Origin of the sequence: Bacillus sp. KS1 (genome assembly GCF_020075515.1) — a bacterium.
Lineage (GTDB): Bacteria > Bacillota > Bacilli > Bacillales > Bacillaceae > Bacillus > Bacillus velezensis.
This window is the reverse complement of sequence record NZ_JACAWW010000013.1, coordinates 63,924-83,377: the sequence shown is the minus strand read 5'-3', so window position 1 is coordinate 83,377 and position 19,454 is coordinate 63,924. Positions and strand designations below refer to the sequence as shown.

General features: G+C 48.2%; 13 protein-coding genes. 10 read left to right on the top strand and 3 right to left on the bottom strand.

Annotation, left to right across the window (positions count from 1 at the left end):
* Positions 1-7: 7 nt before the first annotated feature.
* From pcrA to HWY38_RS06295, 4 genes are all read left to right on the top strand, one after another.
* Complete coding sequence (pcrA, locus tag HWY38_RS06310) at positions 8-2,227, top strand: DNA helicase PcrA (protein ID WP_105938001.1); 2,220 nt, start codon at positions 8-10, stop codon at positions 2,225-2,227.
* Between the two features lie 24 nt (positions 2,228-2,251).
* A complete protein-coding gene (gene ligA / locus HWY38_RS06305) occupies positions 2,252-4,258 on the top strand; it encodes an NAD-dependent DNA ligase LigA (protein WP_224181500.1) in 2,007 nt (668 codons plus the stop codon).
* Positions 4,259-4,273: 15 nt separating this feature from the next.
* Positions 4,274-5,470 (top strand): CamS family sex pheromone protein, encoded by a 1,197-nt coding sequence (locus tag HWY38_RS06300; protein WP_007609871.1) that lies wholly within the window; start codon positions 4,274-4,276, stop codon positions 5,468-5,470.
* Between the two features lie 237 nt (positions 5,471-5,707).
* Positions 5,708-6,703, top strand: coding sequence for a phosphotransferase enzyme family protein (locus HWY38_RS06295; protein ID WP_224181467.1), 996 nt, complete (start codon positions 5,708-5,710; stop codon positions 6,701-6,703).
* Positions 6,704-6,740: 37 nt separating this feature from the next.
* On the opposite strand, the gene HWY38_RS06290 is transcribed toward HWY38_RS06295, so the two are convergent.
* Together HWY38_RS06290 and putP are read right to left on the bottom strand one after the other, a co-directional pair.
* A complete protein-coding gene (locus HWY38_RS06290) occupies positions 6,741-7,433 on the bottom strand; it encodes an MgtC/SapB family protein (protein ID WP_007609875.1) in 693 nt (230 codons plus the stop codon).
* Between the two features lie 120 nt (positions 7,434-7,553).
* Positions 7,554-9,032, bottom strand: coding sequence for a sodium/proline symporter PutP (putP, locus tag HWY38_RS06285; protein WP_224181466.1), 1,479 nt, complete (start codon positions 9,030-9,032; stop codon positions 7,554-7,556).
* A gap of 421 nt (positions 9,033-9,453) precedes the next feature.
* On the opposite strand from putP, the gene gatC reads away from it, so the two are divergent.
* Genes gatC through gatB form a run of 3 tightly spaced genes read left to right on the top strand, consistent with a single transcriptional unit; the run spans position 9,454 to position 12,660 of the window.
* On the top strand, positions 9,454-9,744 hold the full coding sequence (gene gatC / locus HWY38_RS06280; protein ID WP_003155732.1) for an Asp-tRNA(Asn)/Glu-tRNA(Gln) amidotransferase subunit GatC: 291 nt from the start codon (positions 9,454-9,456) through the stop codon (positions 9,742-9,744).
* 14 nt (positions 9,745-9,758) lie between these two features.
* The gene (gene gatA, locus HWY38_RS06275; RefSeq protein ID WP_007609878.1) at positions 9,759-11,216 is read left to right on the top strand and encodes an Asp-tRNA(Asn)/Glu-tRNA(Gln) amidotransferase subunit GatA; all 1,458 of its coding nucleotides are present in this window, start codon (positions 9,759-9,761) and stop codon (positions 11,214-11,216) included.
* 13 nt (positions 11,217-11,229) lie between these two features.
* Positions 11,230-12,660, top strand: coding sequence for an Asp-tRNA(Asn)/Glu-tRNA(Gln) amidotransferase subunit GatB (gene gatB, locus HWY38_RS06270; RefSeq protein ID WP_003155730.1), 1,431 nt, complete (start codon positions 11,230-11,232; stop codon positions 12,658-12,660).
* Positions 12,661-12,723: 63 nt separating this feature from the next.
* On the opposite strand, the gene HWY38_RS06265 is transcribed toward gatB, so the two are convergent.
* Positions 12,724-13,572: a TetR/AcrR family transcriptional regulator gene (locus tag HWY38_RS06265; RefSeq protein ID WP_224181465.1), complete on the bottom strand. Its 849-nt coding sequence runs from the start codon at positions 13,570-13,572 to the stop codon at positions 12,724-12,726.
* 128 nt (positions 13,573-13,700) lie between these two features.
* Here HWY38_RS06265 and HWY38_RS06260 point away from each other — a divergent pair, with 128 nt between their 5' ends.
* From HWY38_RS06260 to rlmD, 3 genes are all read left to right on the top strand, one after another.
* Positions 13,701-16,844, top strand: a complete 3,144-nt coding sequence (locus HWY38_RS06260) for an efflux RND transporter permease subunit (protein ID WP_032872515.1) — start codon at positions 13,701-13,703, stop codon at positions 16,842-16,844.
* Positions 16,845-16,996: 152 nt separating this feature from the next.
* Entirely contained in the window at positions 16,997-17,908 is a 912-nt protein-coding gene (locus HWY38_RS06255) for a diacylglycerol kinase (protein WP_007609891.1), read from the top strand.
* A gap of 147 nt (positions 17,909-18,055) precedes the next feature.
* Entirely contained in the window at positions 18,056-19,441 is a 1,386-nt protein-coding gene (gene rlmD / locus HWY38_RS06250; protein WP_224181464.1) for a 23S rRNA (uracil(1939)-C(5))-methyltransferase RlmD, read from the top strand.
* Positions 19,442-19,454: the final 13 nt, after the last annotated feature.

The following is a 19,454-nucleotide window of genomic DNA, read 5'->3' as shown; positions in this document are numbered from 1 at the left end:
AACGGATATGAATTACATTAGCAATCAATTATTAAGCGGATTAAATCCCGTTCAGCAGGAAGCAGTCAAGACGACGGACGGTCCGCTGCTTCTGATGGCGGGCGCGGGAAGCGGAAAAACACGTGTGCTGACGCACAGAATCGCATACTTAATGGCAGAAAAACACGTGGCGCCATGGAACATTCTGGCGATTACATTTACAAATAAAGCCGCCAGAGAAATGAAGGAGCGGGTGGAGAGCATTCTCGGACCCGGCGCGGATGAAATCTGGATTTCCACCTTCCACAGCATGTGCGTGCGGATTCTGCGCAGGGATATTGACAGAATCGGCATCAACCGAAATTTCTCCATTCTTGATACGGCTGATCAGCTTTCCGTTATTAAAGGGATTCTGAAAGAGCGGAATATCGACCCGAAAAAGTTTGATCCGAGAAGTATTTTAGGCTCCATCAGCAGCGCAAAAAACGAGCTGATCGAACCTGAGGAATTCGCAAAAACGGCCGGCGGCTACTACGATCAGGTCACGAGTGACGTGTATACCGATTATCAGAAAAAACTGCTGAAAAACCAATCGCTCGATTTTGATGATTTAATCATGACGACGATTAAGCTTTTCGAGCGTGTGCCGGAAGTGCTTGAGTTTTATCAGCGCAAATTCCAGTACATTCACGTAGACGAGTATCAGGATACGAACAGGGCGCAATACCTGCTTGTGAAGCAGCTTGCGGCCCGTCTTGAAAATATCTGCGTCGTCGGTGACTCCGACCAGTCCATTTACAGATGGCGCGGGGCGGATATCGCGAATATCCTTTCCTTTGAAAAAGATTACCCGAGCGCAAACGTGATTCTGCTCGAGCAAAACTACCGCTCAACAAAGCGGATTCTGCAGGCGGCTAACGAAGTGATCAAAAACAACTCAAACCGCAAGCCGAAAAACCTGTGGACGGAAAATGACGAAGGCATCAAGCTTTCTTATTACAGCGGCGACAATGAATTCGGCGAAGGCCAATTCGTCGCGGGCAAAATTTATGAGCTGCACAGCTCGGGCCGGCGGAAGCTTTCCGATATCGCGATTTTATACCGGACAAACGCCCAGTCGCGCGTCATTGAGGAAACCCTTTTAAAATCCGGACTGAACTACAATATCGTCGGCGGAACCAAGTTCTACGACAGGAAAGAAATTAAAGACATTCTCGCATACCTGCGCCTTGTGTCAAACCCGGACGACGACATCAGTTTTACGCGGATCGTCAATGTGCCGAAGCGGGGCGTCGGCGCAACTTCACTAGAAAAAATCGCTTCATATGCGGCGATGAACGGAATGTCAATGTTCCAGGCGATCAAACAGGTTGATTTCATCGGCGTCAGCGCGAAAGCGGCAAACGCGCTTGACGGCTTTGGCACGATGATTGAAAATCTGACGAACATGCAGGATTACCTGTCCATTACGGAACTCACGGAAGAAATTCTCGAGAAAACGGAATACAGAGAAATGCTGAAGGCCGAAAAATCAATCGAAGCCCAAAGCCGCCTTGAAAATATCGACGAGTTTCTTTCCGTGACGAAAAACTTCGAACAAAAAAGCGAAGACAAGTCTCTCGTCGCGTTTCTGACTGATTTGGCGCTGATTGCGGATATTGACCAGCTCGACCAGAAGGAAGAAGAATCAGGCGGAAAGGATGCCGTCACTTTAATGACACTGCACGCCGCTAAGGGGCTTGAATTTCCTGTCGTGTTCTTAATGGGCATGGAAGAAGGCGTGTTCCCGCACAGCCGCTCCCTGATGGAAGAAGCCGAGATGGAAGAAGAACGCAGGCTCGCATATGTAGGCATTACGAGGGCGGAAGAAGAACTGTATTTAACGAATGCCAAAATGCGCACCTTATTCGGCCGCACCAATATGAATCCGGAATCCCGCTTTATCAGGGAAATACCTGGCGATTTATTGGAGAACCTAAATGAGAAGAAAACACCTCGCATGCAGCCGGGAAGAAAAGTGCAGCCGAAACGCGGCCCCGTATCCCGTCCCGTTTCCTATGCGAACAAAACAGGCGGCGACTCGCTCAGCTGGGCGGTCGGCGATAAAGCGGGCCATAAAAAATGGGGCACCGGAACGGTTGTCAGCGTAAAAGGAGAAGGCGAAAGCACCGAGCTTGATATCGCATTCCCAAGCCCTGTCGGCGTGAAGCGTCTGCTTGCCGCTTTTGCGCCGATTGAAAAGCAGTAACCTGAAGAGGAAAGGAAGAACATGATGGACAAAGAAACAGCGAAACACCGGGCAGAAGAATTGCGCCGCACCATCGATCAGTACAGTTATGAATATTACACCTTAGATGAACCGAGCGTGCCGGATTCCGAGTACGACAGACTGATGCAGGAGCTGATTGCCATAGAGGAAGAGCACCCGGAGCTCAGAACGCCTGATTCGCCCACACAGCGGGTCGGGGGAGCGGTGCTTGAATCGTTTCAAAAGGTGCAGCACGGCACGCCGATGCTCAGTCTCGGCAACGCATTTAACGATGATGATCTCCGCGATTTTGACCGCCGCGTCCGTCAGGCTGTCGGTGACGGCGTCGCTTATAATGTGGAGCTGAAAATAGACGGTCTTGCTGTTTCTCTCCGTTATGAAGACGGCTATTTCGTCAGAGGCGCGACAAGAGGAGACGGAACGACGGGCGAAGATATCACGGAAAACTTAAAAACGATCCGCAACATTCCGCTGAAAATGAAACGGAATCTTTCCATAGAAGTGCGCGGAGAGGCGTACATGCCGAAACAGTCATTTGAAGCCCTCAATGAAGAAAGGCTGAAACATGAAGAGGAGCCGTTCGCCAATCCCCGGAACGCGGCTGCGGGCTCACTCAGACAGCTTGATCCGAAAATTGCAGCGAAACGAAATCTTGACATCTTCGTCTACAGTATAGCGGAGCTTGACGAGATGGGTGTGGAAACACAGAGTCAGGGCCTGGATTTTCTGGATGAGCTCGGTTTTAAAACAAACCAGGAACGGAAAAAATGCGCCACGATAGATGAAGTCATTGAAATGATCGAAGAGCTGCAGGCGAAGCGGGCCGATCTCCCGTATGAAATTGACGGAATCGTCATCAAAGTCGATTCGCTCGACCAGCAGGAAGAGCTCGGGTATACGGCAAAGAGCCCGCGCTGGGCGATTGCTTATAAATTCCCGGCGGAAGAGGTCGTGACAAAACTTCTCGATATCGAACTGAATGTCGGAAGAACGGGCGTCATTACGCCGACCGCCGTTCTGGAACCGGTAAAAGTCGCGGGAACGACGGTCTCAAGAGCATCCCTTCATAACGAAGATTTAATTAAAGAGAAGGATATCCGCATTCTCGATAAAGTGGTCGTCAAAAAAGCGGGCGACATCATCCCTGAGGTCGTCAATGTCTTAATCGAACAGCGGACCGGGGAAGAAAAAGAATTCAATATGCCGACCAGCTGCCCTGAGTGCGAAAGCGAACTAGTGCGCATCGAAGGAGAGGTCGCGCTGCGCTGCATCAATCCGGAATGTCCGGCGCAGATCAGAGAAGGCCTGATTCACTTTGTCTCACGCAACGCGATGAATATTGACGGACTCGGAGAACGTGTCATCACACAGCTTTTCCGTGAACATCTCGTCCGTAATGTCGCTGATTTGTATAAGCTGACGAAAGAGCAGGTCATCCGGCTTGAGCGGATGGGGGAAAAATCAACTGACAATCTGATCAGCTCCATCCAAAAGTCAAAAGAGAATTCGCTGGAACGCCTGCTGTTCGGTCTCGGCATCCGTTTTATCGGCTCAAAAGCGGCCAAAACACTCGCCATGCATTTTGAAAGCCTGGAAAATCTGAAACAAGCCACGGAAGAAGAGCTGCTTGCGGTAGATGAAATCGGCGAAAAGATGGCCGATGCCATTGTCACCTATTTCCGCAAAGAAGAAATGCTTGAGCTTTTGAATGAACTTGAGGAACTCGGTGTGAACACACTCTACAAAGGCCCGAAAAAAGTAAAAGCGGAGGACAGCGACTCTTATTTTGCCGGCAAAACCATCGTGTTAACCGGAAAGCTTGAAGAGCTGTCCAGAAATGAAGCCAAGGCGCAGATTGAAGCGCTCGGCGGAAAGCTGACGGGATCTGTCAGCAAAAAAACAGACTTGCTGATTGCCGGAGAAGCGGCCGGAAGCAAGCTGACAAAAGCGCAGGAATTAAACATTGAAGTATGGAATGAAGCACAGCTATTGGGAGAGCTAAAGAAATAAGAGGAGTGTTTTCTATTGAAAAAGATGTTGGCATTGGCGGCGACGGCAACGGCGGCAGTACTCATGCTGTCGGCTTGTTCGCCGAGTTTCGGGGGGAACAAAGAGGAAGAGATCACGCAGAAAACGGCAAAGTCTTCTGAAAAAGCGATCATACCGAAATATAATATCTCTGATTCCTACTATAAAATGGTGCTTCCGTTTAAGGCCGGAAAAGCGCGCGGCCTGACCGCGGACCGGCTGAACACGAGGCTGGACATCGATGAATTCGAGACGGGTCTGATGCGGCTCGCTCAAGACACGTTCCCGACGGATGACTATTTGTATCAGGAAGGCCAGTATTTAGATGAGGACACGGTACTCAGCTGGCTTGACCGCAAAAAAGAGGGCAGTGATCTGAAAAAGGCGAAAAAGGCAGATGCCAATTTTCAGAATCTCGGCTTAAACCCTGTGCTGCCAAGCTCGGGATCGGCAAAAGAGAAAAATGAAAACAGCCCGATTTACTTAGCGTCCATGCTTGAACAGGATTACTTAGTAAGAAAAGATAAAAATTCCATCCAGCTTGGCGGTGTCATGATCGGTCTCGCTCTCAACTCTGTATACTATTACCGCGAAAACACAGGTGATCCGCAGCAGGAAGTGGAGCTCAGTGACAAAACGATCCGCAGCCACGGTGAAGAAATCGCCCAGGAAGTCGTTAACCGCCTTCGGAAAATGGATAACCTGAAAAATGTGCCGATTACCGTCGCCCTTTATAAACAAGCGCCGAAAACATCAATTGTACCGGGGAATTACATTGCGAAAACAGAAGTCAAGGCCGGCTCATCCACCATTTCAAACTGGGATGATGTCAAAGAAAAGTACGTCTTCTATCCGGCGGATACAGACACGGCAAAGAAATACCCTGATGATTCCGAAGTATTTAAACGCTTCAAAAACGCCATCGACAGCTACTTCCCGAATTACACCGGAGTCGTCGGAACGGCAATGTACGAAAACGATGAAATGAGAAAAATGAAGATTGAAATCCCGATGCAATTTTACGGGAAAAGCGAAGTCATCGCCTTTACCCAATACTTAACAGGTGAGCTGATGGATTATTATTCAAAAGGCTCAGTTGATGTCGAAATTAACATTACCTCGTCTGACGGCCAGGAAGCGCTGATCGTCCGTAATGCGGGTGACAAAGAACCGACCGTCCATATTTACGATTAACCAAGATGCCCTTGTTCATTTCTGTATGAGCAAGGGTTTTTTTATTGTGAATATCGTTGGAGAGAGGGATGAGGTATGTTAAGATATTTGTATAATTAGGAATTAACAGGAAAACGCATTTTATTTCTAAGCTGATGTTACGAATCTGCTGTGAAAAAAGAAGGGCAGGAATGTTGATGAATGACATTTGCTGAGTACACACACCGCCTACAAACGTTATGAAAAGGGTGAATCAGCATGCATAAAGATATTAAAGCGATTTTTGAGGAAGATAAGGTACTGGCTGAGGCCGGTGAAATATACGGCTTTACCAAGTTTCAATTTATTGCGGACGCAGAGAACTACGTATACGAAATTGTGAAAGATAACGAACCGTATATCTTAAAAATTACGCATACGATCAGAAGAACACCGGAATATATTCTCGGAGAAATGGAATGGCTTCATCATCTGGCAAAGGGAGGGCTTTCAGCAGCAAAGCCGATTCCTTCATTAAATGGCAGAGATGTCGAAGAAGTGCCGGATGGAAAAGGCGGAGCGTTTTTAGTAAGAGTCTATGAAAAAGCGCCCGGACGCAAAGTGGAGGAATCAGACTGGAACGGAACTCTGTTTTATGAGCTTGGAAAGTACACGGGGAACATGCACCGGCTGACAAAAAGCTACCGTCTGAGCGACCCGGCATATAAAAGGCAGGAATGGGATGAAGAGGAGCAGCTGAAGCTGAGAAAATACGTGCCCGCAGATCAGCATCTCGTATTTGAGCGGGCGGATGCTCTAATGGAAAAACTGCGCCGTTTGCCGAAGAATCCTGAAAACTACGGCCTTGTGCACGCCGATCTGCACCACGGCAATTTCAATTGGGACAACGGAAAAATTACTGCATTTGATTTTGATGATATCGGCTACAATTGGTTTGTGAATGATATCAGTATTCTGCTGTACAACATATTGTGGTATCCGGTCATCCCGTATGAAGACAAGGCCGCGTTTACGGGTGAATTCATGACACACTTTATGAAAGGCTACAGGGAAGAAAATGACCTTGACCCCGCCTGGCTTGAACACATCCCGGATTTTCTCCGGCTGCGCCATATGCTGATCTACGGATTATTGCATCAGGCGTTTGACCTCAATTCACTCGGGGACGAGGAACGTGAGATGCTGAAAGCCTTCAGGCGCGATATCGAAAATGAAACGCCGATTACTGAGTATAACTTTTCTGCATTCGTATAAATAGAAAAACGCCGGCTGAATCCAGCCCGGCGTTTTTTTATAACGTATCACACTTCACTCCGACGACACCTTGAATTTCTTTAATATCATAATAGACGTCAGTGGTGTAGCGGTTTTTGTGAACACTGACTTTCACTTCCATAATCGGAAATTCTTTTTCGCGCAGATCATCAATCCGGACGGAGTGAATGCGGAGCCGTTTGCTTTTCATTTCTTTTAGAATCTCGGTCATTTTGTCTTTATCGGAAAGAGACATTCTCACGCGGATATCCTTCTCCTTCAAGCGGTTGGGACCGATTTTTCTGATCAGCCACGGAAGAAATTCGACACTGATCAGGATAAACAAGAGGCTTGCGAACGCCTCTTTATAAAAGCCGGCGCCTGTAGCCAGACCGAGCCCGGCTGCGCCCCAGATGATTGCCGATGTCGTCAGGCCGGATATGACGTCATTGCTTTTACGCAGGATCACGCCCGCGCCGATAAAACCGACGCCGGAAATGATCTGGGCGGGAAGGCGGAGCGGATCCATCATGATACGGTAATATTTTGGGAAATGATATGCCGCATTAATGCTGACGATCGTCAGCATACAGGAGCTGACGGCGATGACGATACAGGTTTTCAGTCCGAGCGGTTTGTTTTTCAGCTCGCGTTCAAGACCGATGATCATGCCGATCAGCGTGGCAATGCCCAGCTTTAATAAAATGTCTGGTTCGATAGGCCAGCTCAATTTGCACAGCACCTCCGCTATTTTTCTTATAATAAATTGATATGATTTTCTCACAGTATTTATAGCAGGACAAGTGCGGAAGAAAAAAGCCGTCAGGGATAAAATCTGACGGCTTTTTGTCTATTTCTTGTTTTTCAAAAGAGCTTCCATCCGGCTGAACAGCTGATAAGAAGCATCGGCCGGTTTTTTGGTCAGCAGGCTGACGGCAATACCGGCAATCAGACTGAGGAAGAACCCCGGAATGATTTCGTATACGCCGGTTGAAGCGGCAAGCCCTGTTGTGATCCAGATTAAAACGGCCGCGGCCCCGGTAATCATCGCCGCAAGCGCTCCCCATTCATTCATCCGTTTCCAGTACAGACTGAGCAAGAGCGCCGGTCCGATAGCCGAACCGAAGCCTGCCCACGCATATCCGACCAGATCAAGAATGGTGCTGTTCGGATTCATGGAAAGCAGGATGGCGATAACGGCTACGATCAATACCGACAGGCGTCCGGTCATGACCAATTCTTTATCGCTCGCTTCCCGTCTGAAAAAGGCGCGGTATAAATCTTCCGTAATGGCGCTTGCTGTTACGAGAAGCTGTGAGGAAATGGAACTCATGATCGCCGCTAAAATCGCGGACAGCAAGAAGCCCGTAATCAGCGGATGGAACAAGATTTTAGAAAAAATAATGAAAATCGTTTCCGGGTCTTTTACGGAGACCCCGAAGTGATGAGTATACGCAACCCCGACAATCCCGGTAAGCAATGAGCCGACAACTGAAATGGCCATCCAGCTCATCCCGATTCTGCGGGCGGGTTTTAAATCCTTCACTTCTTTAATCGCCATAAATCGTACGATGATATGAGGCTGCCCGTAATAGCCGAGTCCCCATGCCAAGTAAGAAATAATGCTAATGACGCTCGCGCCTTTAAAGATATCCAATAGTTTCGGGTTAACGGCGTTGATCGAATCAATCGTCGTTGAAACGCTCCCGAGCTGGGTAAAAGCAACGATCGGCACAAGCACTAATGCCGCAAACATGATCGCTCCCTGCACAAAGTCAGTCAGACTGACAGCGAGGAAACCGCCAAACAGCGTGTAAAGCACAACAACACCGGCCGTTAAAAACAAACCGAATTTGTAGTCGGCGCCGAATGCCGATTCAAATAACCTGCCTCCGGATACCATCCCGGACGATGTGTACAGTGTGAAAAAGATCATAATAATCACGGCGGAAACAATTTTCAGCAATGATGACGAGTGGCGGAACCGTTTATCGAAAAAATCGGGAATCGTAATCGCATCATCCGCAACTTCCGTGTAAGCGCGCAGCCTCGGAGCAAGCAGCAGATAATTTGAATACGCGCCGATCGTCAAACCGAGCGCCAGCCATAAGGTCGATAACCCCGTTGCGAACATTGCGCCGGGAACTCCCATCAGCATCCATGCGCTCATATCGGCCGCACCTGCGGACAGCGCCGTTACGAACGGGCCGAGTCCTCTTCCGCCCAGCATGTAATCATTAATATTCGTTGTCTTCCTGAATGCGTACCAGCCGATTAACAGCATGGCAGCAAAGTAAATGCCAAGAGATATAATTAGTTCAATACTCACGTTTTTGGTCCCTCTCTTCTTTCATGTAAATGTTGCATCACCTCTGTAGATTAGTAGTGCCGGGATATGCGCCGGCGATCCAGCCTTTAGTCATCATTCCATGCGGATCGCATGATTTAGTGCTGGCTATGGTTACTAAACCTAACAAAGTATCCCCGATCAATCAACTCTCGAAACCTGGCCCGCTCAAGGAAAAAATCCCCGCCAACATAGAACAGCTTAGAGATGAAAACGCTACCAATAGATTATAAAAGTAAAAATTTTCTGACATATAATTCGTTTCTCTTTCTCCCCGATTTAGGATAAAATAGAGAGGGTTTCATCATGCCTCAGAAGGCGGCGTTTTGTTGCTTTAGAGGGCTCGTTTTTGATATGATCAGTATTATATGACGAAACGGAGAATTATGCGGAGGTGGATCTTATGTCACGAATTTCTATAGAAGAAGTAAAGCATGTCGCTCATTTGGCGAGACTCGCCATTACGGATGAAGAAGCTGAAATGTTCACAGAACAGCTTGACAGCATCATCTCGTTTGCCGAGGAGCTTAATGAAGTGGACACGGATAACGTGGAACCGACAACACACGTGCTGAAAATGAAAAACGTAATGAGAGAAGATGAAGCGGGTAAAGGCCTTCCGGTCGAGGATGTCATGAAAAATGCTCCCGATCATAAAGACGGCTATGTCCGTGTGCCATCTATTCTGGATTAAAGGAGGGAGACAGTATGTCATTATTTGATCACAAAATCACAGAACTGAAACAAATGATACATAAAAAAGAAATCAAGATTTCCGATCTTGTCGATGAATCTTACAAACGGATCGCATCCGTGGATGATAAGGTGCAGGCGTTTTTACAGCTTGATGAAGAAAGAGCCCGCGCTTACGCGAAAGAACTTGACGAAGCGGTTGACGGACGGTCTGAACACGGTCTTCTCTTCGGAATGCCGATCGGCGTCAAAGACAACATCGTGACCAAAGGGCTTCGCACAACATGCTCAAGCAAAATCCTCGAAAACTTCGATCCGATTTACGATGCGACGGTCGTGGAGCGCCTTCAAGCTGCTGAAGCCGTCACGATCGGAAAGCTGAATATGGATGAGTTCGCGATGGGTTCTTCTACTGAAAACTCCGCGTACAAAGCGACGAAAAACCCTTGGAATCTCGATACGGTTCCCGGCGGATCAAGCGGCGGTTCCGCAGCTGCGGTTGCCGCGGGCGAAGTGCCGTTTTCACTCGGATCTGATACGGGCGGCTCCATCCGCCAGCCGGCTTCTTTCTGCGGCGTCGTCGGATTAAAGCCTACATACGGACGCGTGTCACGTTACGGTTTGGTCGCTTTTGCGTCTTCATTAGACCAGATCGGACCGATCACAAGAAACGTAGAAGATAACGCATTCCTGCTTCAGGCGATTTCAGGCCCGGACAAAATGGACTCTACGAGCGCCAATGTCGAAGTGCCGGACTTTCTTTCTTCATTAACTGGCGATATTAAAGGCTTAAAAATCGCCGTACCGAAAGAATATCTCGGAGAAGGCGTCGGCAAAGAAGCGAAAGAATCGGTTTTAGCCGCTTTAAAAGTGCTTGAAGACCTCGGAGCGACATGGGAAGAAGTATCTCTGCCGCACAGCAAATACGCGCTTGCGACGTATTATCTGCTGTCTTCTTCCGAAGCGTCTGCAAACCTTGCGCGCTTTGACGGCATCCGCTACGGCTACCGCTCAGACAATGCGGACAACCTGATCGACCTTTATAAACAGACACGCTCTGAAGGATTCGGCAATGAAGTGAAGCGCCGCATCATGCTCGGCACCTTCGCGCTCAGCTCCGGCTACTATGACGCGTATTACAAAAAAGCGCAAAAAGTGCGCACGCTTATTAAGAAAGATTTTGAAGACGTATTTGAGAAATACGATGTCATCGTCGGACCGACAACGCCGACGCCGGCATTCAAAATCGGCGAAAAAACCAGCGATCCGCTCACAATGTACGCCAACGATATTTTAACGATCCCTGTCAACCTCGCGGGTGTGCCGGGAATCAGCGTGCCGTGCGGATTTGCGGACGGACTGCCGCTCGGACTGCAAATCATCGGAAAACACTTCGATGAAGGCACTGTATACCGTGTCGCTCATGCTTTTGAGCAGGCAACAGATCATCATAAAGCGAAACCTGAACTGTAAGGGGTGAAATGAAGTGAACTTTGAAACGGTAATCGGACTTGAAGTCCATGTGGAATTAAAAACAAAATCTAAAATTTTCTCAAGCTCACCGACGCCATTCGGCGCGGAAGCGAATACCCAAACGAGCGTCATCGACCTCGGCTATCCCGGCGTGCTGCCCGTTTTGAACAAAGAAGCGGTCGAATTCGCGATGAAAGCCGCAATGGCTTTGAACTGTGAAATCGCAACGGATACGAAGTTTGACCGGAAAAACTATTTCTACCCGGACAACCCGAAGGCATATCAAATTTCTCAATTTGACAAGCCGATCGGCGAAAACGGATGGATCGAAATCGAAGTCGGCGGAAAAACGAAAAAAATCGGCATTACCCGTCTTCACCTTGAAGAAGATGCGGGAAAACTGACGCATACGGGCGACGGCTATTCCCTCGTTGACTTCAACCGCCAGGGCACGCCGCTTGTCGAGATTGTATCTGAGCCGGATATCCGCACACCGGAGGAAGCTTACGCATATCTCGAAAAGCTGAAATCAATTATCCAATACACAGGCGTTTCCGACTGTAAAATGGAAGAAGGTTCACTGCGCTGTGACGCCAACATTTCCCTCCGTCCGATCGGCCAGGAGAAATTCGGCACAAAAACGGAGCTGAAGAACCTGAACTCCTTCGCGTTCGTGCAAAAAGGACTTGAGCATGAAGAAAAACGCCAAGAGCAGGTGCTTCTGTCAGGCGGAGTCATTCAGCAGGAGACGCGCCGCTATGATGAAGCGACGAAAAAAACCATTTTGATGCGTGTCAAAGAAGGTTCTGACGACTATCGTTATTTCCCTGAGCCTGACCTTGTCGAGCTCTACATTGATGACGAATGGAAAGAACGCGTAAGAGCAACCATTCCTGAGCTTCCGGACGAGCGCCGCAAGCGTTATATCGAAGAGCTCGGTCTGCCTGCTTATGACGCAATGGTTCTGACGCTGACGAAAGAAATGGCTGATTTCTTCGAAGAAACGGTCAATAAAGGCGCAGAAGCCAAGCAGGCATCAAACTGGCTGATGGGTGAAGTCTCAGCTTACCTGAACGCCGAACAAAAAGAGCTTGAGGATGTCGCCCTGACTCCTGAAGGCCTTGCCGGCATGATTAAGCTGATTGAAAAAGGAACCATCTCGTCCAAAATCGCGAAGAAAGTCTTTAAAGAATTAATTGAAAAAGGCGGCGACGCAGAAAAAATCGTCAAAGAAAAAGGCCTCGTGCAGATTTCTGACGAAAGCGTGCTTCTGAAGCTGGTAACAGATGCGCTTGACAGCAACCCGCAGTCAATTGAAGACTTCAAAAACGGAAAAGACCGCGCGATCGGCTTCCTTGTCGGGCAGATTATGAAAGCCTCAAAAGGACAGGCCAACCCGCCGATGGTCAACAAGATCTTACTTGAAGAAATCAAAAAACGATAAAAAAAGCAGCCGCCTCTAAGGGCGCTGCTGACACGGAGACCGGTAAGCGCCGGTCTCTTTTTTTTATAAGCTGAAATAGGTTTCAATGGAAGCCCGCAGCGTTTCAATCTGTTCAGTTCCGCTGCCTGCCAAGTTGGACAGCATTCCTTTAATAATCGGTTTTCGCGGCTCTTCCTTTGCGCATTCCTCTTCAATGACTTCAAGCGATACGAGGACGTCCTCAGGCAGTCCCTGCTGTGCTTTTATCTTTTGAATATCCGCAAGCAGTCTTTCTCTGTCCGCCGCGGGCTGAGTGAAGATATCCTCAGGCAGCAGCGGATCGGGGTTGTCTTTTATCAGTCCCGTAATCAGATCATCGATTCTGGCAATCAGAAAGGCCGCCACGTTTTTCGTCCGGAATGCCGTATGTTCATTAAAAATCAAGAAATGAATATAGGAGCTCACAATTCCTTGCGCCATAACGGACGCATCCGCTAAAAACGGTGAGACGGCATCTCCGTAAACGGAGAGCAACGCATCCCGATACAGCATGTTAAATTGAATATTGGCCTCATGAAAATACTGTTTGACCTTTTGATTTTCAGGAATGACCTTTTCGCTCAGCAAGAGAATGATAAAGTCCTTGTGCTCCATAAATTCCTGGAATTGATAAGCGATTTGTTTTCGGAATACGTCCTTAGGCGGTTTATGCTGATGTTCTGTTTTGATTTTCTTTATTTCTTCCATAGACATGCCGATGTAATACTCACATGCTGACAGCAAAAGGTCTTCTTTTGATTTGAAATGGAGATAGAAGGCTCCTTTTGAAATTCCGCATTCACCGGCGATTTCCTGAATGGTTGTTGAAGAAAACCCTTTTTTGGCAAATAAATGGATGCCTGTTTTTATGATTTTCTCTTTTTTTTCGTTCATGACGTGCTTCCCCTTAATCCTGAAAAATTTAGAAAAATTTACTGCCTTATTAGTTGACGATGTTGAGTTATACCGTTTAGTATTATATAGAATGACCAGTCAGTCAATAAAAATTAACGGAGGACATGATGAACCACATTATTAACTTTGTACTGAAGAACAAATTCGCAGTTTGGCTGATGACGATTATCGTTACTGTAGCAGGGCTGTATGCCGGTATGAATATGAAGCAGGAATCCATACCGGACGTCAACATGCCTTACCTTTCAGTAAATACGACTTATCCCGGAGCTGCTCCGAGTCAAGTTGCGGATGACGTGACAAAACCGATCGAGCAGGCGGTCCAGAATTTAGAAGGAGTGAGCGTCGTAACGTCCACATCCTCTGAAAACGTCTCATCGGTTATGATTGAATATGATTACAGCAAGGATATGGACAAGGCGAAAACCGAAGTCGCTGAAGCGCTGGACAGCGTCAGCCTTCCTGACGACGCGAAAAAACCTGACATTTCCCGTTACAGCCTCAACTCTTTCCCGATTTTGACGCTCAGTGTGACAAGCGGCAAAAGCTCGCTTGAAGACCTGACCAAAAATGTGGAAAACACTCTCGTTCCTAAGCTTGAAGGCATTCAGGGCGTTGCGTCTGTGCAAGTTTCCGGACAGCAGGAGGAGCAGGTGGAATTCTCTTTCAAAGACAAAAAAATGAAAGAGTACGGACTTGATGAAGATACCGTCAAGAAAGTGATCCAAGGCTCTGACGTCAATACGCCGCTTGGATTGTACACGTTCGGCAACAAAGAAAAATCAGTTGTCGTTAACGGAAATATTACGTCAATTAAAGATCTGAAAGATATGAGAATTCCGGTCACATCTTCTTCTGCCGCTCAAGGTCAAGCGGGCGGAGCCGGTGCGGCATCTGCGGCGGACGCTCAGGCTATGCAGCAGGCACAGCAAAGCGCGGCAGCAGGAGTGCCGACAGTCAAGCTTTCTGACATTGCCGACATTAAAGATGTGAAAAAAGCTGAATCCATTTCCCGCACGAACGGAAAGGACAGCATCGGAATTAATATCGTAAAAGCCAATGACGCCAACACGGTAGAAGTGGCCGATGCGATTAAAGATGAACTGAATCAATACAAAAAAGACCACAAAGGGTTCAAGTACAGCTCGACTCTTGATATGGCAGAGCCGATTACAGAGTCGGTGGATACGATGTTAAGCAAAGCGATTTTCGGCGCGATCTTTGCGGTCGTGATCATTCTCTTATTCTTAAGAGATATTAAATCAACGATGATTTCTATCATTTCTATCCCGCTGTCACTGCTGATTGCGCTTCTTGTGCTGAATCAGCTTGATGTCACATTGAACATAATGACGCTCGGTGCGATGACGGTCGCCATCGGACGGGTAGTCGACGACTCGATTGTCGTGATCGAAAACATTTACCGCCGCATGAGGCTGAAAGATGAACCTTTACGCGGGAAGCAATTGGTGCGTGAAGCGACGAAAGAAATGTTTAAACCGATCATGTCATCAACGATCGTAACCATTGCCGTATTCCTGCCGCTTGCCATGGTCGGCGGACAGATCGGCGAACTGTTTATGCCGTTTGCATTAACAATCGTCTTCGCGCTTGCCGCATCGCTGTTGATTTCGATCACACTGGTGCCGATGCTTGCGCACAGCTTATTCAAAAAATCGCTAACAGGCGCGCCTGTTAAAGCGAAAGAGCATAAGCCGGGCAGATTGGCCAATTTCTATAAAAAAGTGCTGAATTGGTCATTAAGACATAAATGGATTACATCTATCATCGCGGTTCTGATGCTTGTCGGCAGTTTGTTCCTCGTACCTCTGATCGGCGCGAGCTACCTGCCTGCGCAAGCGGACAAAACGATGCAGCTCACATATACGCCTGAACCGGGCGAAACGAAAAGCGAAGCTGAAAAAGCTGCGCAAAAAGCGGAAGATATGCTGCTTAAACGCAAACATGTCGATACCGTTCAGTATTCTTTAGGTTCGCAAAGTCCGCTCGGCGGAAGCTCAAACGGCGCATTGTTCTACGTGAAATACGAGGATGACACGCCTGATTTTGACAAAGAAAAAGACAATGTCTTAAAAGAAATCAAAAAAACATCCAGCCGCGGCGAATGGAAATCCCAAAATTTCAGTTCGTCAGGCAACAATAACGAATTAACGTACTATGTGTACGGAGATTCAGAGTCTGATATTAAAGGCACGGTCAAAGACATCGAAGGCATCATGAAAAAGCAGAAGGATCTGAAAGACATCAACTCAGGCCTTTCCAGCACATATGATGAGTACACGTTCACCGCTGACCAGGAGAAACTCAGCAAGCAGGGCCTGACGGCTTCGCAAATCTCCCAAGCCCTGATGTCCCAAACGTCACAGTCTCCTTTGACAACGGTGAAAAAAGACGGCAAAGAGCTTGACGTCAACATCAAAACAGAAAAAGACCAGTATAAGAGTGTAAAAGAATTAGAGGATAAAACCATCACATCGCCTGCAGGCCAAGAAGTTAAAATCGGCGATGTGGCGAAAGTGAAAAACGGCACGACATCCGATACCATTTCCAAACGCGACGGCAAAGTGTACGCTGACGTAACGGCAACCGTCACTTCTGACAACGTCACGAAGGTGTCATCAGCCGTTCAAAAGAAAGTTGACAAACTGGATAAGCCGGACAATGTATCCATTGATACCGGCGGTGTATCAGCGGATATTGCTGATTCCTTTACGAAACTCGGGTTAGCGATGCTTGCCGCAATCGCCATCGTATACCTCGTTCTTGTGATCACGTTCGGCGGAGCATTAGCACCGTTTGCGATTCTGTTCTCGCTTCCGTTTACAGTCATCGGCGCATTAGCCGGCCTGTATGTATCCGGAGAGACGATCAGTCTGAATGCCATGATCGGTATGCTGATGCTGATCGGAATCGTCGTCACAAACGCGATTGTCTTAATTGACCGCGTCATCCATAAAGAAGCGGAAGGCTTATCGACGAGAGAAGCGCTCCTGGAAGCCGGCTCTACGAGATTGCGTCCGATTCTGATGACGGCGATCGCGACAATCGGCGCCCTGCTTCCATTGGCATTGGGCTTCGAAGGCGGCAGCCAGGTCATTTCTAAAGGACTCGGTGTCACCGTTATCGGCGGTTTAATCAGTTCGACTCTGCTTACCCTTCTGATTGTGCCGATCGTATATGAAGTATTGGCGAAATTCCGTAAGAAAAAACCTGGAATGGAAGAAGAGTAAGACAGCGGGCCTTGGCTCCTTAAACGGAGCTAAGGCCTTTTTTCTTCTGGCAATTCCTGTACATATTGTTGCGATTTTCTCAAGTCATAGTATAATTAAAGGTTGTTAGTGTTAATAATGGATCGGATACTCTTAAGTAGGATGATGAGATAATGAAACGTGCACGCATAATATACAATCCGACTTCAGGACGGGAGCTTTTTAAGAAAAATCTTGCCCAGGTCCTGCAAAAATTTGAACAAGCCGGTTATGAAACCTCCACCCATGCCACCACATGCGCGGGGGATGCCACCCACGCCGCAACAGAAGCCGCTTTGCGGGAGTTTGACCTGATTATCGCTGCCGGCGGAGACGGAACGATTAATGAAGTCGTCAACGGTCTTGCGCCGTTAGACAAACGCCCGACACTCGGCATCATTCCGGTCGGCACGACAAATGACTTCGCCAGAGCGCTGGGCATTCCGAGAGAGAATATACTGAATGCCGCTGATACCGTCATTAACGGCGTGGCCCGCCCGATCGACATCGGCCAGGTGAACGGTCAGTACTTTATCAACATCGCTGGCGGAGGCCGTCTGACGGAGCTGACGTATGATGTGCCGAGTAAACTGAAAACGATGCTTGGCCAGCTTGCTTATTATTTAAAGGGAATGGAAATGCTGCCTTCACTTCGACCGACAGAAGTCGAGATTGAATATGACGGCAAGCTGTTTCAAGGCGAAATTATGCTGTTTTTAGTGACGCTGACCAACTCGGTCGGCGGATTCGAGAAGCTGGCCCCTGATTCCAGCCTGAATGACGGCATGTTTGATTTGATTATTTTGAAAAAAGCCAATCTCGCGGAGTTTATCAGAGTCGCGAGCATGGCGCTCAGAGGCGATCATATTAACGATCAGCACATTATTTACACAAAAGCGAACCGTGTGAAAGTCAATGTATCAGAAAAGATGCAGCTGAACCTGGACGGCGAATACGGCGGCATGCTGCCTGGTGAATTCGTGAATCTGTACCGGCATATTCACGTCATCATGCCGAAGGAGAAAGCGGAACAGCTGGATGACTAATACGCGGACAAAATCCTAAAACAGTATTCGTTTTAGGATTTTGTCATCTTTTCAGCGTGATCGGAAACCTTTGAAGGCTGACATTGAATTTGAAGGTTTGCCAGCACGCTGAAACAAGGCTATTGGTAAAACTAGAGGTGATTATAGATGAAAATGAAACCCCCGATAGAAAAAAATGAATACTATGATGTGACATTTGAGGATTTGACGCACGAAGGAGCGGGCGTCGCAAAGGTTCAGGGCTTCCCGATCTTCGTGCCGAACGCCCTGCCTGAGGAAAAAGCGCAAATCAAAGTGACACGCGTCAAAAAAGGCTTCGCTTTCGGCCGCTTGATTGAACTGAAAGAAGAAAGCCCGCACAGAACGGATGCCCCGTGTCCGATCTACAAGCAATGCGGAGGCTGCCAGCTTCAGCACATGACCTATGAAGGCCAGCTCTTGTTTAAACAGAAACAAGTCAAAGACGTCTTAGAACGGATCGGCAAGCTGGATCTGTCCAATGTCACCGTGCACCCGACGCTCGGCATGGAAGACCCGTGGAACTACAGAAACAAAGCACAGGTGCCTGTCGGTGAAAGAGAAGGCGGACTCGTCGCCGGATTTTATCAGCAAAGAAGCCATGACATCATCGACATGAGCGCTTGCCTGATCCAGCAATCCAAAAACGACGAAGCCGTCCAAGCCGTCAAAGACATTTGCGCATCATACGGCGTCAAAGCCTACAACGAAGAACGCCACAAAGGCTGGCTCCGTCACATTATGGTCAGATACGGCGTCGTCACGGGCGAAATGATGATCGTCTTCATCACAAGAACAAGCGATTTCCCGCACAAAGCGAAGATCATCGAAGACATTACGGCGCAATTCCCGCACGTGAAATCCATCGTGCAGAACATCAACCCAAACAAAACAAACGTGATCTTTGGGAACGAAACAAACGTCATCTGGGGCGAAGAATACATCTACGACCTCATCGGAGACGTCAAATTCGCCATCTCCGCCAGATCGTTCTATCAGGTCAACCCGGAACAGACAAAAGTGCTCTACGACAAAGCGCTTGAGTACGCGGAGCTGCAAGGGGAAGAAACCGTCATCGACGCCTACTGCGGCATCGGAACCATTTCTCTCTTCTTAGCGAAGCAGGCGAAGAAAGTATACGGCGTTGAAATCGTGCCGGAAGCCATCGAGGATGCGAAACGCAACGCTGAGCTGAATGGCATCACAAACGCGGAATTCGCAGTCGGAGAAGCGGAAACCGTCATTCCGAAGTGGTACGAAGAAGGCATCACGGCCGATACCCTCGTCGTCGACCCGCCAAGAAAAGGCTGCGACGAAGCCCTCCTGCGGACAATCATCGAGATGAAACCGAAGCGGGTGGTGTACGTGTCCTGCAATCCAGGAACGCTTGCAAGAGACCTGCGGGTGCTTGAGGATGTCGGGTATCAGACGCTCGAAGTGCAGCCGGTGGATATGTTCCCGCATACGAATCATGTGGAGTGTGTGGCTGTGCTGGAATTAAGAGAAGGTAACTAGCCCTTAGGGATGG